16 protein-coding genes are annotated in these 16,341 nt (G+C 58.2%); 13 read left to right on the top strand and 3 right to left on the bottom strand.

Annotated features, from left to right (window positions below; translation table 11 throughout):
* Nucleotides 1–35: 35 nt before the first annotated feature.
* Nucleotides 36–764, bottom strand: a complete 729-nt coding sequence (locus TBK1r_RS38135; RefSeq protein WP_419580873.1) for a hypothetical protein — start codon at nucleotides 762–764, stop codon at nucleotides 36–38.
* Between the two features lie 339 nt (nucleotides 765–1,103).
* On the opposite strand from TBK1r_RS38135, the gene TBK1r_RS01830 reads away from it, so the two are divergent.
* The 12 genes from TBK1r_RS01830 to TBK1r_RS01775 all read left to right on the top strand — a co-directional run bounded on the left by TBK1r_RS01830 (nucleotide 1,104) and on the right by TBK1r_RS01775 (nucleotide 11,280).
* Nucleotides 1,104–1,526, top strand: coding sequence for a response regulator (locus tag TBK1r_RS01830; RefSeq protein WP_145207260.1), 423 nt, complete (start codon nucleotides 1,104–1,106; stop codon nucleotides 1,524–1,526).
* Complete coding sequence (locus TBK1r_RS01825) at nucleotides 1,523–3,229, top strand: GspE/PulE family protein (protein WP_145207259.1); 1,707 nt, start codon at nucleotides 1,523–1,525, stop codon at nucleotides 3,227–3,229. Before TBK1r_RS01830 ends, TBK1r_RS01825 begins: the two co-directional genes overlap by 4 nt.
* Before the next feature lie 5 nt (nucleotides 3,230–3,234).
* Entirely contained in the window at nucleotides 3,235–4,392 is a 1,158-nt protein-coding gene (locus TBK1r_RS01820) for a type II secretion system F family protein (RefSeq protein WP_145207258.1), read from the top strand.
* Nucleotides 4,389–4,733, top strand: a complete 345-nt coding sequence (locus tag TBK1r_RS01815) for a prepilin-type N-terminal cleavage/methylation domain-containing protein (protein WP_145207257.1) — start codon at nucleotides 4,389–4,391, stop codon at nucleotides 4,731–4,733. The genes TBK1r_RS01820 and TBK1r_RS01815 overlap by 4 nt, the downstream gene beginning before the upstream one ends.
* A 148-nt stretch (nucleotides 4,734–4,881) precedes the next feature.
* Nucleotides 4,882–5,208, top strand: a complete 327-nt coding sequence (locus tag TBK1r_RS01810) for a type IV pilin protein (RefSeq protein ID WP_145207256.1) — start codon at nucleotides 4,882–4,884, stop codon at nucleotides 5,206–5,208.
* A gap of 26 nt (nucleotides 5,209–5,234) precedes the next feature.
* The gene (locus TBK1r_RS01805) at nucleotides 5,235–5,705 is read left to right on the top strand and encodes a GspH/FimT family pseudopilin (protein WP_419580872.1); all 471 of its coding nucleotides are present in this window, start codon (nucleotides 5,235–5,237) and stop codon (nucleotides 5,703–5,705) included.
* Nucleotides 5,702–6,145 carry a hypothetical protein gene (locus TBK1r_RS01800; RefSeq protein ID WP_145207254.1) on the top strand — a complete coding sequence of 148 codons (444 nt, stop codon included), beginning with the start codon at nucleotides 5,702–5,704 and terminating at the stop codon, nucleotides 6,143–6,145. Before TBK1r_RS01805 ends, TBK1r_RS01800 begins: the two co-directional genes overlap by 4 nt.
* On the top strand, nucleotides 6,135–6,683 hold the full coding sequence (locus tag TBK1r_RS01795) for a hypothetical protein (protein ID WP_145207253.1): 549 nt from the start codon (nucleotides 6,135–6,137) through the stop codon (nucleotides 6,681–6,683). The genes TBK1r_RS01800 and TBK1r_RS01795 overlap by 11 nt, the downstream gene beginning before the upstream one ends.
* A gap of 19 nt (nucleotides 6,684–6,702) precedes the next feature.
* Nucleotides 6,703–7,089 (top strand): hypothetical protein, encoded by a 387-nt coding sequence (locus tag TBK1r_RS01790; RefSeq protein ID WP_145207252.1) that lies wholly within the window; start codon nucleotides 6,703–6,705, stop codon nucleotides 7,087–7,089.
* Between the two features lie 10 nt (nucleotides 7,090–7,099).
* Nucleotides 7,100–8,713 carry a PilN domain-containing protein gene (locus TBK1r_RS01785; RefSeq protein ID WP_419580871.1) on the top strand — a complete coding sequence of 538 codons (1,614 nt, stop codon included), beginning with the start codon at nucleotides 7,100–7,102 and terminating at the stop codon, nucleotides 8,711–8,713.
* Between the two features lie 2 nt (nucleotides 8,714–8,715).
* Entirely contained in the window at nucleotides 8,716–9,327 is a 612-nt protein-coding gene (locus TBK1r_RS01780) for a hypothetical protein (RefSeq protein WP_145207250.1), read from the top strand.
* 75 nt (nucleotides 9,328–9,402) lie between these two features.
* The gene (locus TBK1r_RS01775; protein ID WP_419580870.1) at nucleotides 9,403–11,280 is read left to right on the top strand and encodes a hypothetical protein; all 1,878 of its coding nucleotides are present in this window, start codon (nucleotides 9,403–9,405) and stop codon (nucleotides 11,278–11,280) included.
* Nucleotides 11,281–11,288: 8 nt separating this feature from the next.
* Here the strand turns inward: TBK1r_RS01775 and TBK1r_RS01770 are convergent, their stop codons facing one another.
* Nucleotides 11,289–13,049, bottom strand: coding sequence for a Na/Pi cotransporter family protein (locus TBK1r_RS01770; protein ID WP_419580869.1), 1,761 nt, complete (start codon nucleotides 13,047–13,049; stop codon nucleotides 11,289–11,291).
* Nucleotides 13,050–13,362: 313 nt separating this feature from the next.
* On the opposite strand from TBK1r_RS01770, the gene TBK1r_RS01765 reads away from it, so the two are divergent.
* Entirely contained in the window at nucleotides 13,363–15,459 is a 2,097-nt protein-coding gene (locus TBK1r_RS01765; RefSeq protein WP_419580868.1) for a Na/Pi cotransporter family protein, read from the top strand.
* 196 nt (nucleotides 15,460–15,655) lie between these two features.
* Here TBK1r_RS01765 and TBK1r_RS01760 read toward each other — a convergent pair whose 3' ends face one another.
* Nucleotides 15,656–16,054 carry a DUF5684 domain-containing protein gene (locus TBK1r_RS01760; protein ID WP_145207247.1) on the bottom strand — a complete coding sequence of 133 codons (399 nt, stop codon included), beginning with the start codon at nucleotides 16,052–16,054 and terminating at the stop codon, nucleotides 15,656–15,658.
* Nucleotides 16,055–16,341: the final 287 nt, after the last annotated feature.

The following is a 16,341-nucleotide window of genomic DNA, read 5'->3' as shown; positions in this document are numbered from 1 at the left end:
GTGGTGTGGTTGAATTCGCTGGCGGCTCAGTCGACTCAGGGCAAGGCCGGCAATCCCTCCAGCTCGGGCAATTCAGGCATCTCGGGCAGCCGCAGTTCGTCGGGAAGCTCGAGGTCCATGCCTGCGGGAATTGCCCCCAGTCCCAGGTCCGGCTCGGGCGGAGTCGCAAATCCTGAATCTGACAAATGAAAGTCGTCGCGCGCCGCTGAGTGACGCGTGGTTGGTTTGGGAGGTGTCGCACGGCGTCGAACGGGTTGCACCGCGAGACCTTGCACCGCTGGGTTTTCGATGGGTTGGTCCATCATCGCCAACGTCATGCACTCCTCCAGGTGCCGGATTTCGACGGACCTGTTTTTCATATCTGTCGAAAGCAATGAAATGCCGTCAAACTCCTCACCTGCTTGAATCGGAATCAGTTTTCCTCCGACCCGCAGCAGCGCCAGGGTGGCACGTTCATCATCTGAATCCGACGTCACAAATCCGATCAACCGCACGGTCGACTGCTCAATCTCCGGCTCCGGCGTCGCAACCTCAACTTTGACGGTCGCCGTCTTCGGCGGCAGGAAGAAATTGAGGTGATCGGGAATCGGTGAGATGTCACGTTCCTCAGGTGCAACCTCCACCGGCGGTTCATCCAGCCGCCGCTGCACCGTCACGCGTTCTTCTGTGGATGTCTCCGCATCGGCATCCGAGATCGCGGGTCCAACCGACGCGCGGTGATCGACGGTGGACAGCGGAAGAGCGGCTTCAGGTTGTGCCGTCACGGTGGGCTGCTCCGGTCCGCAGCCTGAGACGCAGATCAGAGCCACAAGGATGGCTGACGTGATGTGACGCCGGGGGATGGACGATGCGAAGGGTTGCATGGGTGGCACAGCGCGGGACTTGTCGATGGATCAAAACGTTTCTCTCTGTCGCACTCTGTGACACGCCCGCATGCGGCGGCCGACTCGGATGTCGAATTGACGGTTTTCCCTCGCTTGAGGGCGATCTCAGGTGGCTTCTATGCGATCTTTGCCAACTGTCAGGTCCGCGTTTGACCGAAGGTTTCGGCAACCTAGCGTTTTGACAGTGTCACCCTGTCAGTGCGTCCTTTCGTGCCTGCAATGAATTCAGAAGCAAAGAAAATCCTGGTCTACATCGCCCATCCAACGGTGTTGGAGGTCACGGTGTTTCGTCTCGAACTGCTCGGGATGCGGACGACGGGAGTCAGCAGTAGCGACGAGATGACCGAGGCGCTCGCCGAAGGGTTGCCGGATGCCGTTTTGATCGATCTCGATCTGGAGACGGGTGAAGGAATTCGCTGGGTGGAGAAAATCGCATCGGACGAATGCACCAGCCATATTCCGATCATTTGCATTTCCAGCCGCGGGGATTTGGTCGAGGTCGAAAATGCCTACAAGGCAGGCGCGAAAAGCTTTGTGATCTCGCCGTACGATCCGGTCGTTCTGGAGTCAAAATTGGTGGCGTTGCTGAACCTTGTTTCGGAACCGATCGCGACCCTCCGAGATCCAGCAGAACGAACATGAGCAGCGTGAAAATTCGTCGCATCGGAGACATCTTGCTGGAACACGGTGTCATCACCGAACAACAGTTGCAGACCGCGTTGGTCGACCAACGTCAAACGCGATTGCAACTGGGCGTCTTCTTGCTCAGACGCGGCTTGGTCACGCGGGAACAGTTGGGCAAGGCGCTCGCCGAACAATACGAATTACCGTTTTGCGGGTTTGACGAACACGTCACACACGGGCAATTGGTTCGATTGCTGCCCGAGTCCTTTGCACGTCGACGAAAGGTTGCCCCGGTCCAGCTTCAAAACAAAGTGTTGCGGCTCGGGATGGTCAATCCAAGCGACATGGAGGCGATCAGTGAAATCGAGCTGATGACCGGCTATCAAGTCGAACCTGCGATCTGTCTGGAAGCGGACATCGATCGGATGCTTGAATCGGCATTCGACGACAAGATCAAAGCCAAACAAACCGCGGTCGACATCCGCATCCAAGAGCTAGACGAACGCGGCTCCGAGACGGTTCAATGTGATGAGAACCTGGAGGACAGCGACGCACCGGTGGTGCGATTACTCGACGCGATCTTGATGGGGGCGGTTCGTGCCGAAGCGAGTGACATTCACTTGGAACCGGACTCGCCGCAGATGCGTGTCCGCTATCGCATCGACGGTCAGTTGCATCAGATCATGACGGTGCCGGGAGACTCCGAAGACGCCTTGGTCGGACGGGTGAAAGTACTTGCGGATCTGGACACCGCGGAAAAACGACGTCCCCAGGACGGAAACTTGACGATCCAAGATGGAGAGACCCGCGCCAGTTTTCGAGTCAGCTGCATCCCCTGTGTCCGTGGGGAAAAAGTCGTCATGCGGGTGCTCGATGAATCGAGCAAGACGTTCGATTTCTCGCTGCTCGGAATGCAAGAGCGTCAACTGGCAACCGTCAAACAATTGCTCGACCGCCCCCACGGAATGATCGTGATGACCGGGCCGACGGGCTCCGGAAAAACGACGACGATGTATTCCATGCTGTGCAGCATGGACTCGGCGTCGAAAAACATCTCCACGATCGAAGACCCCGTCGAGTTTCGACTACCGGGAATCAATCAGGTTCATGCCAACAACGAATTCGGTATGGGATTCGCCAACGGACTGAAGTACTTGATGAGACAGGACCCGGACGTGATTCTGGTCGGAGAAATTCGCGATCACGAAACCGCCACGACAGCCGTCCAAGCTTCGCTGACCGGGCACTTGCTGATCAGCACGCTGCACACCAACGACGCGGTCGGGACCGTTGCCCGGCTGAGCGATTTGGGACTCGACAACTTTAAAATCGCCGGGGCGTTGGTCGCTTCGATCGCACAGCGTCTGCTGCGACGACTGTGTGAGCATTGCAAACGCGAGTGTCAGCTCAACCGGTCACTGGTAGAACTGATCTATCAAGGCCGTGACATCCCTGCGGGGCTCGATCTGAACGGCAAATTCTTTGAAGCGGTCGGCTGTGAGCAGTGTGGCGGAACCGGATACTCCGGACGCGCCCCGATCTTTGAAATCATGGTCGTGACGCCTCAACTGGAGCATGCCATCGAATCCGGCATGCCCGGCAGCACCCTCCGTAGCATCGCCTGCTCCGAAGGGATGGTGGATCTGGCCACGATGGGACTGGACCTCGCCCAACAGGGCGTCACGTCCATCGAAGAAGTTTACTTCAAACTGTCAGGTTAATCACAATGAGTACCGCATCGAGCCGCAGTGGTGCAGGTGCCGTCACTGGTGGCGACCAGAGCGAATCGCTTGCGTTTCTGAAGACGCTGCACGAGATCAAGTTCGGCAACGATCCCCAGCGCCGCTTCAAACGCAAAGACCTGATTCTGTTCTTAAGAAACCTTACGACGCTGGTTCAAAACGGCGTGTCATTGACACATGCCTTGGAAACCGTGTCGCGTGATCGTTCGCTGAAGAAGTACCATCATATTTTGGCCTCGATCTCACGGGCACTCAAAGGCGGCGAGTCGTTGTCGGCGGCGATGAAGACGTTTCCCAGCGCATTCAACGCGACGTTGATCAGCCAGGTCGAGGTCGGAGAACGTTCGGGCAAACTCGATCAGGCATTGGTTCGGGTGACCGAGCAACTGGAGCGATCATCGGGGCACCGCAAGATGATCCTCAAAAAGCTTGCCTATCCGGCGATTCTGGTCGTCGCGGGTACCGGCAGTGTGATCTTCATGCTGCTGTGCGTGATTCCGACCTTTCAGGAGATGTATGAAGACGCCGGCGCCACGCTTCCGGCGATCACCCAACTGCTGATCGACGCCAGCGAAATCGTTCAGGTCTATGGCTTCCATCTGCTGGGGTTATCGATCGGCTTGGCGATCGCGATCATCACGTTGTTCAAAAACGCCCAATCGAGACGCTGGATCGATCGCAATCTGATACGCATTCCGATCGTCGGTGAGTGGTTTCGCAATCTGGCGATCCTGCAGTTCGCCGACGTGTTGGGCAACCTGATGGAAAGCGGATTCACTCTGGCCGAAGCGTTGCCGCCGGCCGGACGTGCGATCGGCAACCGCCATGTCCGCGAAAAAATCCTCGGGCTCTACACCGCCATTCGGCGCGGCGAACGGTTTAGCCAGTCCTTGGAGCGCGAGGGCGATCTCTTTCCCGCGGTCGTGAATCAATTGGTGATTGTCGGTGAGCGGACCGGACGCCTGGTACCGGTCACGCATCAGATCCGAAAACACCTTCGACGCGACGTCGAAGACAGCACCGATGCGATCGTGGGTGCGATTGAGCCCATTTTGACCATCGTTTTGGCGGTCGCCGTCGGTGGCATCTTGCTGGCCGTCTACCTGCCCATGTTTGACTTGATCGGAAAGGTGAATCAGTGATCACATCACCGAGATCATGGCGGCCCAAACGCAGCGGGCTTTCGTTACTCGAATTACTCGCCGCGCTCGCGGTCATGGGCGTGATCGCAATCGCGATCGTGCCGCGGATCAGCGGCGGTGCACGCCAGGCGAATGACAGCAGTTGTCAACTGCGCAAGGCGGTCATCGAGGTGCAAGTCTCGTTGTGGCGTCGGGAAACCGGTCGCTGGCCGATGGGGGACCTTTCGGACATCGGTTCGAATGTCCGCTATTTTCCAGATGGTCTGCTTCGATGTCCCGTGGACTCAACGCGATACACGATCGATGAATCAACGGGGAGGGTAAACGGGCATCATCACTGAGCCAAAGGAGGGAACCGACGGGATGCCTTGACCTACCTTTGAGCAGCGAAGGTCCGCCAAAACGCGGACTTTCACACCCACCGAAATTGACTCGATCGATTCAATTCGCCATTTGATCCCCCCGATAGCCTCGAAAGTAGGGCACATCATGCAACGAGCAAGAAACGTCAAACGATCCGGTTTTTCGCTTCTCGAACTGTTGGCCGTCGTCACAATCCTCGCAGTGATCGCTGCCGTCGTTGTGCCACGTATCTCCAGTTCAAAACTTGCCGCACAACAAGAAGTGAACAAGCAAAACATCGCCGAGATCAATGCTGCGGTTGAACGCTGGTACTTCGAAAAAGGAAGCTACCCGCAGTTGAATCTGTCGGACATTGCCGCGGACATCCAGTACTTCCCTGAGGGAATCCCGCAAAACCCGGTGGACAATTCATCGTATCAGCTCGATGCAACGACGCACCGTGTGATCAAGTAGCATTCGAGCACCAGAATGATTCCGTGTTGACACGTCGACGTCTACGTAGTGGCCTCAGCCTGATCGAGTTGCTGGTGGTCGTCACACTCCTGGGAGTGTTTGCGACCGCGGCATTGATGCGATTCGGGCGTGACACCTTCGGCGACACCGGCGCGAGATCGGAAGCAAGGTTGCTGTCCTTGGCAATGCTTCACGCACAGCGCGCGGCGATTCGCACGGGCGATCCGCACGGCGTGGTGATGCAAGGCCCCGCGGCGGCCGCGACCAGTTGGTCGGTCATCGGGCGGCGCCAAGACGGCTCTCGGGTGACCGTGGAAGGCCCCCACCCCGTCGCCGAACGGGTCCGCGTGTCCGCCACTGCGAGTGAAATTTGGTTCGACTTTGAAGGAGTCGGTTCGCAACCGTTTGCGGCCCAACTGCGAGGTCCCAATCGTTCGTTCGCCGTCCAAGTGGAACCGCTGACGCGGATGATCCGAACGCAAGAGGGTTCGCCATGAACCGAAGCAACCCGCGGTCGGGACAAACCATGCTCGAGCTGATTGCCGCAACGATCGTGATCACGATTGCCTTGGTTCCGGCGTTGAGATTGACGCGCGCACGGATCGCCAACACGGAAGACCTGGAACGCGCCGAAACGCGTCTGGCCTTGTGCACCAGCAAGCTGGAAGAGGAGTTGGCGTACACGGCTGCGAACTGGGAACTGAACTCTCATCGCGGCAATTTCGGCAGCATCGGGCAAGCCGGCGTGTGGTTCCAAGTCTCGAAATCGGATGCGATCGCGGCCGGCGGACGGCCCGGCGAACTGGCGACGATCGATGTCACGGTCTGGCACGATCAAGATGCCGACGCCACGCTCGACGCAGACGAGCAGCGTGTCAGATTGGCAACCAAAATTGCAAAACTTGTCGCCTACCAGAGCGAGTTCAGTGATCCGTAGACAACCGTCCTTATCGATTGCTCACCAGCGACGCCGCGGTGTCAGCATGTTGGAACTGGTCATCGCCGGCAGCATGCTGGCCGGTGTGATGACCGGGTTGTCGCTCGTGATGCGCACCGCCCGCCAGTCCTGGGAAACCATCGACAGCGAGTATGCGGTGTTGCAGCAGATGCATGCCACCTCACGGCACTTTGTTCGCGCGGCACGTGAAGCCGTCGGTGTCGAATCGATCTCGGCCGACGGCAATGCCATCACGTTAAAAATGCCGGACGACCGGACCGCGACCTGGCAGTGGTACCCCAATCGCAGCGGACAGGTGGGCGTGGTGACGTTTCGCGATTTTTCGAATCCGTCGGAATCGATGCTCGCTCAACATGTTGACGATCTGAGTTTTTCGGGCTTCGCCGCCGATGGTGTGACCGCGACCAATGTCCCCGACGTCATTCATGTCCTACAGGTTTCTGTGACAGTGACCTTGCCCAGGTCTGCCGTGGCACAGCGGACCACCCATTCCAAGGTGTGGATCCGATCATGGTAAACCGACCAGGGGTCAGTCAATGAACGCAACGATCTTCCCACGACAGTATCCCGTGCGACGCGGTGCCGCGTTGTTGCTGGCGATCTTTGTGATGACGCTGGTCAGCACGTTGGCCGTGGCGACACTGGATGCCGAAATGATGCGTTACATGGCACTACGAAATACACGCCAATGGGATGAGGCTCGCTATCTGGCCGAGGCGGGGCTGAATGACGCATTCGCGCAGCTGGAAAAAGACATCTCCTGGCGGGGCGGTATTCCGGGTACCGAGTTTCCGGCCGGAAGCGGATGGACCTACCGGGTGACCGTCACCGATGGTTCCGACGGGACCGTGGATCTGTTGTCCACCGGGACCGTCGGGAACTTCACGCGAACACTTCACGTCACCGTCAAACAGGGAGGTTGAACACGCGACCATGGCAAGCAAACTGCAAAGCGATTTATTGAAGGCCGCGGATCGCGAACCCGCAACGGTTGAACGACGACAGTCCCCGCGACGGCGCGTCCGTCGCGATCGACGAAAAGGCGTCAGCCGAACGGTCGGCATGGATGTCTCGCCGTCGGGCATCGCGATCGCAGTCGTCGAAAAATCGGGCGGCGAATCGAAGCTGATCGTCGAGCGAATCGCGTTTCCCGCCGACAGTGGCCCGCGACATGGTGACTGGAGTGACAACACACTCACCGGTGCACTCAACGAACTGGCCTCCAAATACAACCTCGGCGGACAAGCCGTCACGGTCGGACTGGGCGGCAACCCCTGCGTGACCCGCGTGGTCGCCGGGGACAACGAAGAAGTCGACAACGAAATTCGCGAACTGACGCACCGGACCCAACGCTATATCGGGATGGGATTGGGCAGCAAGGTCAGCTGCCAGAGCACCCATCGCATCGACGCCAAACGGAAACGTGTCTGCGTCACGATCGCGATTCGGCAGATGGTCGATGCGATCGCCGCGGCGGTCCAGTCCGCCGGGATGCGATTGGCCCATCTGGAACACAGCATGTTGGTCCTGTGCCGAATCCTGCACGCCTATGAAAAAGATAGCCAAGAGCCGGTCTTGTTTATGGTTGAAGAGTTGGGCCGGGTTGACCTTGGCATCTCCTACCAAGGCCGGTTGTTGCTGGATTATCGTCCGGCCATTCCAGAGGCGTCGGTGACCCATGGATCGATCGTCCAGCGACACCTGAAGTGTTTGCGGCGTTATATCCATGCCCAATTGCCCACCGCGTCGGCCGACTTGTCGACGTTGTTTGTCACCCAAAAACATTCCGACCACGAATCGCTGGATCAAAGTCTGGATGAACCTTCGATCCTGCGCCGCCAACGTTTTCCGATGGAAGAGTTGTGCGAAGGGTTTCAGGTCCAAGGCGAAATCTCGGAAGACTCCGGTACGATCGCGGCGATCGGACTGGCGCGGCTGAACAATGATGCAAGGTTTGCCGAAGAAACGAACGATTTGGTGTCCACCTTGCGCACCGGACGTCGAGTTCAATGGATTCCACTGATCCAGTACACCTGGCCCATCACGCTGGCCGCATCGATCGCCCTGGCACTGTTTCTGATGGGCCAACACACCCGTCGCTTGGCGCTCCGCACCGAGGCGCAAATCGAAACGCTGACGCTGCAAAACGCTCAGGGAAACCAGATTCGCTTGACCCTGCAGCGGCGGATGCAGCGAGCCGAACAGGTCGACGCCCTGGCCGCCGGGATTCCGACACGTGACTGGGCCGATGTGTTCCTCAAAGCCGGTCGAAGCCTTCCCCAGGGATCCTGGTTGGAATCCGTGCGGATCGAAAATGATGAGACCGTCCGCATCAGCGGCGCCAGCTACTCCGGTGAAGCCGTCTACACCTATATCGATCGACTGAAACAGACCGGGATGTTTTCGCACGTCGCGCTCGAATCCACCAGCGCGACTCGCAATAGCGTCGGCGCCCAATTTCGATTCCAAGTCTCGGCGATCGTCCAGCCGCAGCAGCAACCGGAATCGTCCATCCGATTTGCATCGACCACTGTCGGGGGTACTTGATCGTGGATCACCAATTCGTCCAAGCGTTTCTCGATCATCCGCGCCGCGGCACCATCGTATGGGCGACCGCCGTCGTGCTGGCCTTGCTGTTGGTGATCCCCGCCTGGGACCACTACACCGGAAGCCGAGCCGAGGTGGCGCGGTACAACACCGAACTCCGCGAGATCTCCTACTCGTTGTCCAACCTGGATCTGCTGCGTGCCAAGCTCAAAGAAGTCGAGTCGAAGCCCAATGCTAGCAACCAGATGCTTGACGGCGACGCGGCCGCACAGGTCCGCGAGCGAGTGACGAAACTGGCCCAGCAGATGGGCTGTCGGGTGAGGCGTTTGACGATGAGCCACCCCGTGATTCGCCACTGGCATGTCAACGACAATCCCTTCGATGAAGACGTCGCGCGTGACGCCGAAGAAACGAACTTCATGCTGGAGACACGGACGCTGACGTTGTCCGTCGGAGGAAGTCTCGCAGAGCTTACAAAGCTCACAATCGCGCTGACCCGACTGGACCGTTTTGCCGTACCGTCAAACATGACCTTGCAGCGTGAGGGCAATGACGGACATTTGATCTTGGACGTTGAGATTTCTTTGTTCAACCTTGCCGAGACGTTCGATTGAGCAGGTGGGCACGGATGCTCAGACGCGCCGATCGGTGTTTTCGCACCAGACCGGACCATTCCACGGAGAGGTATTTTGGATCCCCACACCACGTGTGTTCAAGTCGAACGTAGGCGGATCAAGGCATCGCGATGGCCATTGGCGTCGGCGATTGCGCTGGCGCTGTCTCTGTGCTTGATGGGTGGGGCTTCCGCACAGACCGATCTGTCGGTCAAGAAAGAGGTCTCGGCGGAGATCCAGCAAAAGCTGTCCAAGCGATTCAGCTTGGACCTCCGCGACGCCACATTGCTGGAAGCCCTGTTTGCCGTTCGCGACGTCAGTGGGCTGAACATCGTCGTTGGCAATGAAGTCACCGGAACGGTCAATGCGTCGTTCGCCGACACGGCTGTCTATGACATCTTGGATTCTCTGCTGATCACGCGGGGGTATGGTTACCGTGTCGTCGGCAGCAGTCTGGCGATCGTTCCGCTGGCAAATCTGGGCGATCAATTGCCGCTCTTTCAAACCCAGGTCATCGGCTTGGTGCACTGCACTCCCGGTGACGTCTTGTCGTCGATCGAATCGATGCTTTCGCCCGAGGGCCGAGCCCATGGCGTCGAATCAAGCAACTCGATCGTCGTGATCGATTATCCCGAACGCATCGACACCGTGCGGCGGCATCTGGAATCCTTGGAGACCGCGGCCGCAAGATATCGCAAGGAGCAACGCTCGGCGAACGTTCAGCAGCGGGTGCTCGATGGCGATTTGACTTCCCCAGACGGGGACATCGTCCGCGTCTTTCAAACTCAATACGTTGCGTCAGACATCTTGACCGAAGCGATCACACCGCTGTTGAGCGAGAGTGGACAAGCCACGGCCGTCGTGCTCGAGAACAAAGTCGTGGTTGCCGACAAGACAGCCAATGTCCAGCGGATCGCGTTGGCGCTGGCCGAGTTGGATCAGCCCCGCCCGCAGGTCAGGATTTGGGCATTGATTTACGACTGCAGCACCGATGACCTGGAACGACTGGGGGTGAATTGGAACTCCGGCATCAACAGTGCGTCCATCTCCGCCGCGACCGGCGCCGCGGCGCAATCGGTTGCGATCAATGCCGTCACGTCGCCGCTGGCCACAGGCGCAAACGGCGTGGTCACCCTGACCAGCCTCAATCGCTACATGAACATTCAATCGATCATTCAAGCGCTCGACACCGCCGGCGATTCTCGCTTGCTCGCCGATCCGAACGTCGTTGTGATGAATCATGAGAAGGCGGAAATTCAAATCGTGACCGAGGTGCCCTATCAACAATTGACGCAAGGGCTGGAGGGAGGCACCATCGGCACGACCGAATTCCGCGAGGCCGGCGTGACGTTAAACGTGGTGCCGCACATTGCCGACGATGACACGATCGCGTTGGTCGTCAATCCGCGTTTCAGTTTGTTGACCGGATTTAGCGAACCGGACAACGCACCGATCATCGACCGACGCGAGACGACAACCACCGTTCGAGTCGCCAACAATCAAACAATCGTGTTGGGCGGTCTGCGGCAACGCACGCGGATTGCAGAACGCAGCTCCATCCCCGGTTTTGGCAAGATCCCCTACATCGGAAAACTATTTCGGCACCGTTCGGCCACCACGCGTGAGAGCGAATTGCTCGTCTTCATCACGCCGCAAATCATCCTCGACCAAAGCATCGGTACGGCTCGCGAGCACTGCGTCAATCAAATCCTTCAAGGACAAATCAATCAAACGCCGACCGACCCGGTGCCCTTTGGGATCGAACCGTTGCGTGCCGAACTGGATGCACGCGCGAAACAGATCGATCATTTCAAACACCAGAAACCAGACCACACACGGCAATTACCAAGCTCGACCAACGCTTGTGAATGCTTCGAAATCCCTTGGACTCAGGCCTTCCAAAACCAGGCCGAACCGATCGACATCGGTTTGTCGGACCCGGTCGGTCAGTGACGTAGCGGTTACACCACGGGGTCGTGATCACGAATCGCCGCTTCATCCCGTTCCATAGCTTCCGGCTGTTGCAGGACAACACCTTCCGCCTGATCGACCATGGTGATTTTGGCGATACGTTTGGCAAAGTAATACATCCGTTTGATGTATTCCATGATCTCCGATTCGAGTCGATACATGGCCAATCGATTCGGTGCCTTCGCCGCCAGACGGGACGAAAGATGGCGTTCGGCCTTGTCGGAGAGAGCGTTGATCGTCGATTTCGCCGCGGAGACTTCTTGCGCGATCTCGACGTCGCCGGAGACGACCGATCGGATCGCCCGTTCGGTTGCCCAGATCACCTCGGTGTTCAACGCCTTCAGGACCGCTTCGGTCTCTTCGCTGATGGTCAAATGGTTCGCGATTCGTTCGCGCCCCGCCTGAATCAGGTTCGATTCGATCATGTCGCCAATGCTTTCCAGATAATTGGCCACGGCCAGGTAGTCGTGTAGCTGTTCCGATTGGCGATCGGTCAGTTGCTCCTGCGAGAGTCGCCCCAGATAGGTCACGATGGCTCCGTGCAGCGCATCGACATGGTCATCGAGATCTTGGAGTGCGTCGATTTCCTGGCGTGACCCGTGGATCACGGTCTCCAACGCGCCCCGCATCATGTGCAGCGCCGCGGAACCCAATCGCCCCAGTTCCATGCGAACAAGATCCATCGCCAGGGCCGGTGTTTGCAACAGGATCGGATCCAGGTATTTGGCGTGATCCGGCTCGACCTTGGCCACCAGCCTCTCGGGCACCAGACGCGTGACCAGCCAGGCCAGCGGAGTGGTCAACCCGATCAACAAGACCGTGTTGGCGACATTGAAGACGGTATGCGCGTTCGCGATCTGACGCGGCGTCTCGGCGGCGACGCGAGCCAGACCGGTCAGCTCAGGACTTGCCGGCGACATCCACGTGACGATCTGGGACAACTGGGGGATAAACGCGAACCAGATGACAACGCCGGCAACGTTAAAGAGCACATGGACGATGGCCGCGCGCACCGCTTCACGCGGTTTTCCGATCGATGCCAGCCCCGCCGTGACGCACGTACCGATGTTGGCACCAAAAATCAGCGCGATGCCGGCTTCCAAGGAGATAAACCCTTGGCCGGCCAGCGTGATCACCAGCCCCGTCGTCGCGGACGAACTTTGCACCAATGCCGTGAACACCGCCGCCAGCGCGATCGCCCAGAGCGGATCGTCCATTTGGTGCATCATTTCGACGAACGGGGCGTAGGAACGCAGCGGTGCGGTTCCGTCGTTCATCAGTTGCATGCCGAAGAAGATCAGTCCGAAACCCATGATCAGGTGGCCGTAGTGTCGGACGGTTTCGTTTTTCGTCCCGAACAGCGTAAAAAAACCGATCGCGACCAACAGCAGGGAGTAGTGGGTGATCTTGAATGCAATCAGCTGAGCGGTGATCGTGGTGCCGATGTTGGCTCCCATGATGATGCCCATCGATTGCGTCAAAGTCATGACGCCGGCCGAAATAAAACCGACCACCAGCACCGTCGTCACCGACGAGGATTGCACGATTGCCGTCACGATCGAACCGGCCAATGCCGCGGTGAAACGATTCGTCGTCAGCGCCGCCAAAAGTTTTTTCAAACCGTCCCCGGCGATCAACTTCAGCGAATCGGACATCTGCTCCAGCCCGAACAGGAACAATGCCAATCCGCCGAGCAAGCCCATCAAAAGAGGCCCGATCTGCAACGAGTCGGATGTGACTTCAGCCAGCAACACAGCGGTCCGATAAGAGATTAAGATTTCCAGGAAATTGCCGTGAGTCTAGCACAAGCTTCATCGCAATTTGGCCCGTCGTCCGTTCGGACGCTCTTGTCGGCAGAACGGCGGGCGAATACGCACGGGTTAATTGGCCACCACCTCGTCGCAACCACACCGGCTCTTCGGCCTTCGCCCACAACGTAGCATGACAGTGACGCGCAACCCCAAAAACAGCTTCGGTCGGCTCCTCCCTCTCGATTCAACGGCTCGTTGGTTTCTCAAACGCTTGCGATCGGTTTGCCGGGGTTGGAGGGGCGTTGGTCTTGCGTTGCTCGTCTCGGCAATCCTTGCCGGTCAACTCGCCCGCGCAGTGGTCGCCGCGCCGCAGACGGACAGTCCATCGGACAGCGCATCGGAGACTGTCTCGGACGACCCGGCGACCGACATTCCGGGCGACTCAGACGGATTGACGATCAAGCTGATCCCGGACCAGAAAGCGTTTCTCGGATCCCCTGCCACGCTGATCGATTTATCAAAAATTTTTGCCGAAACCGAGATCGGCGACGAACCATTCGAAATCGAAGTCCTGCGGAGCAAGAAAGATGTTGCCGAGGCGGTGGTCGAGGGACACCGGCTTCAATTGAATTGGCAACGAAAAACGGCCAAGAAGCGTGAGGTCTTGCTGCGGGCGACGAGTGCCTCGGGAAAAACCGTCGACACCAAGTTCTACGTCGAGCTGTGGGAACCCGATTACTGGAAGTTGATTTTCACGGTGCTCGGTGGACTGGGGCTGTTCTTGCTGGGGATGAAGAACCTCTCTGAGGGGCTGCAGGCGATCGCGGGCAATGGGCTGCGGCGGATGATCAGCATCATCACGGACAATCGCTTGATGGCCACCGGGGTCGGCGTTTTGGTCACGATGCTGGTGCAATCCAGTTCGATCACGACGGTGATGGTCGTGGGGTTCGTCAACAGTGGTTTCATGACACTCACCCAAGCGGTCGGCGTGATCATGGGGGCAAACATCGGGACCACGATCACCGGCTGGATCCTGGTTCTAAAAATTGGAAAATACGGTCTGCCGTTGGCCGGCGCCGCAGCGTTCTTCTACCTGTTTTCCAAGCGTGATCGGCTGCGATACTGTGCCCTGGCCGTGATGGGCCTGGGGCTCGTGTTCCTGGGTTTGGAACTGATGAAAGACGGTTTCGCGATCGTCAAAGAGTTGCCCGAGTTCGAGGCTTGGTTCAAGGCTTTCGATGCAGACACCTACCTTGGCGTTTTGAAGTGCGCACTGGTCGGCTGTGTCCTGACCTTCATCGTGCAATCGTCTTCGGCCACGCTCGGTATCACGATCGGCCTGGCCCAGATCGGCGTGATCGATTTTGAAACCGCGGCGGCGCTGGTGCTCGGTGAGAACATTGGCACGACCATCACCGCGTGGTTGGCTTCCTTCGGATCCAACACCAACGCCAAACGGGCGGCCTATTTCCATATCGTTTTCAACGTTTTGGGCGTTGCCTGGATCACCGCCGTGTTCCACCTTTACCTGATGCTGGTTCGCTATGTCGTCGCGGGAGACACCAGCGCGGACATGACGCTGGGGGTGATCTCTAGCGCTGAAATCACAGCGGCGATTGCGATGGCGCACACCGGTTTTAACGTGACCAATACGATTGTGTTTTTGCCGCTGGCCGGATACATCGCGACGGCACTAAGACGGGTGGTCCCCGACCGAAAAAGGTTGTCGGACGAAGAAGAACATCTGACCAATCTCGACGTTCGGATGCTCGAATCCCCTGTCGTTGCCGTCGAGCAATCCCGTGTCGAAGTTCTCCGCATGGTCAACGCCTGCAAGCAGATGATGGCGTGGTTAAAGGAACTGCATGAAATCGACGGCCCGGGCAAGGAGCTGCGCAAACAAATCCTGGACATGGAGGAAGAACTCGATGTCATGCAGAACGAAATCGTCACCTTCATGTCCAACTTGTTGGTAGGCAATGTACCGCATGATGTGGTCGCCGAATCCCGTCGGCAGCTGCGATTGGTCGACGAATACGAATCGATCAGCGACTGCATCGCAACGGTGGTCAAAGCGCATCGCCACCTGGAACGACACGAATTGCGATTGCCCGACGATCAGCAACAGGAACTGATGGAATTGCACACGATGGTGTCCGACTACCTGAGTCTCGTCAGCCACTATTACGAGCAACTCGGCCACGCCGGCGGGGCCGTTGAAGCCCTTCCGCACGGCGAGTCGATCACCAAGCATGCCAAGTCGCTGTACAAGGGAGTGATTTCTAAACCGCCCGAAGAGCAGCTCGAAGTTCGCTCGCTGGTCTCGTACAACCGCATGGTGGCTGCCTACCGACGCGTCCGCGACCACCTGGTCAATATCGCCGAAGCGCTCGCGGGTGAAAAATAGCGACCAGCCCATGCCCCGCGACTGCTAAATCAACAAGGTTTTGACCAGGGCAGGGCCCGTAGGCTTGCGCCAAACGGCTAATCGTCGATTGACATCAGCCGGTTCGCGCGAGCGCCCGGGGCGATCTGGCGCCCGTCAATGTCGATTTAGCGGTGTCGGCCAAGCCCCGCATCGGGCCATTGATTTCGGCCTCCGATCAAGTCGCTGCGACAGGCTGGTACTTGGCATCGCCGAATCCGAGGATCGGGTAGAAGATGAAGCCGAGAAAGGCGAGCCCGATCCCGAACCCCACGCCCTTTCCGAAATGCTTCGCGATATCGATCGAGACGATGATGGCGATGATGAAGTTCACCAACGGGATCAGCAGCAACAGGATCCACCAGATCGGTCTGCCGGCGATTTGCAGCAGGAGGACCACGTTGTAGATCGGGATGATCGCTCCCCAGCCCGGCTTGCCGGCTTTCTCAAAGGTCTTCCAAAGCCCGGCAACAATAACCACGATGATCACGAGTTGGATCACCAAAATCAGCAAGCCGACGACGCCGCCTCCTCCGTCGTCCTGAGCCAATGGCAGATTGAAATTAAAAAGGTTCATTTCGGCGTCTCATCGTTCGGTGGTTTCGTTCGATCCCCTCTGCGCTGCGAGCAATCGTCGATTCGAAGCCGGAAAGACTGACACGCCCCACCAGTGTCGGTGACGATCGCCTACCTCGATTGTATCGAATTTTTGAGGGACCATCGAAAGAATTTCACTTTGGTTACCCAGGGTTCGACTTTCCCCGCGATTTGTTTCGGCTGCGTCGATGGCGACTTGCAGCAAGACTTCAACCGAAAATCGAGTCGTTGCCGATGAAACTCGATCGCCCCGGTGGCTTGTTGACC

Source organism: Stieleria magnilauensis (assembly GCA_007753675.1).
Lineage (GTDB): Bacteria > Planctomycetota > Planctomycetia > Pirellulales > Pirellulaceae > Stieleria > Stieleria magnilauensis.
Note: the sequence above shows the minus strand (reverse complement) of the source record. Positions and strands in the feature narration are given on the sequence as shown.

Excerpts from the sequence above, each read along its gene's own strand:
- TBK1r_RS01820 (WP_145207258.1), top strand. The coding sequence starts at position 3,235 with ATGAGTACCGCATCGAGCCGCAGTGGTGCAGGTGCCGTCACTGGTGGC.
- TBK1r_RS01825 (WP_145207259.1), top strand. The coding sequence starts at position 1,523 with ATGAGCAGCGTGAAAATTCGTCGCATCGGAGACATCTTGCTGGAACAC.
- TBK1r_RS01785 (WP_419580871.1), top strand. The coding sequence starts at position 7,100 with ATGGCAAGCAAACTGCAAAGCGATTTATTGAAGGCCGCGGATCGCGAA.
- TBK1r_RS01800 (WP_145207254.1), top strand. The coding sequence starts at position 5,702 with ATGAACCGAAGCAACCCGCGGTCGGGACAAACCATGCTCGAGCTGATT.
- TBK1r_RS01790 (WP_145207252.1), top strand. The coding sequence starts at position 6,703 with ATGAACGCAACGATCTTCCCACGACAGTATCCCGTGCGACGCGGTGCC.
- TBK1r_RS01760 (WP_145207247.1), bottom strand. The coding sequence starts at position 16,054 with ATGAACCTTTTTAATTTCAATCTGCCATTGGCTCAGGACGACGGAGGA.
- TBK1r_RS01810 (WP_145207256.1), top strand. The coding sequence starts at position 4,882 with ATGCAACGAGCAAGAAACGTCAAACGATCCGGTTTTTCGCTTCTCGAA.
- TBK1r_RS01830 (WP_145207260.1), top strand. The coding sequence starts at position 1,104 with ATGAATTCAGAAGCAAAGAAAATCCTGGTCTACATCGCCCATCCAACG.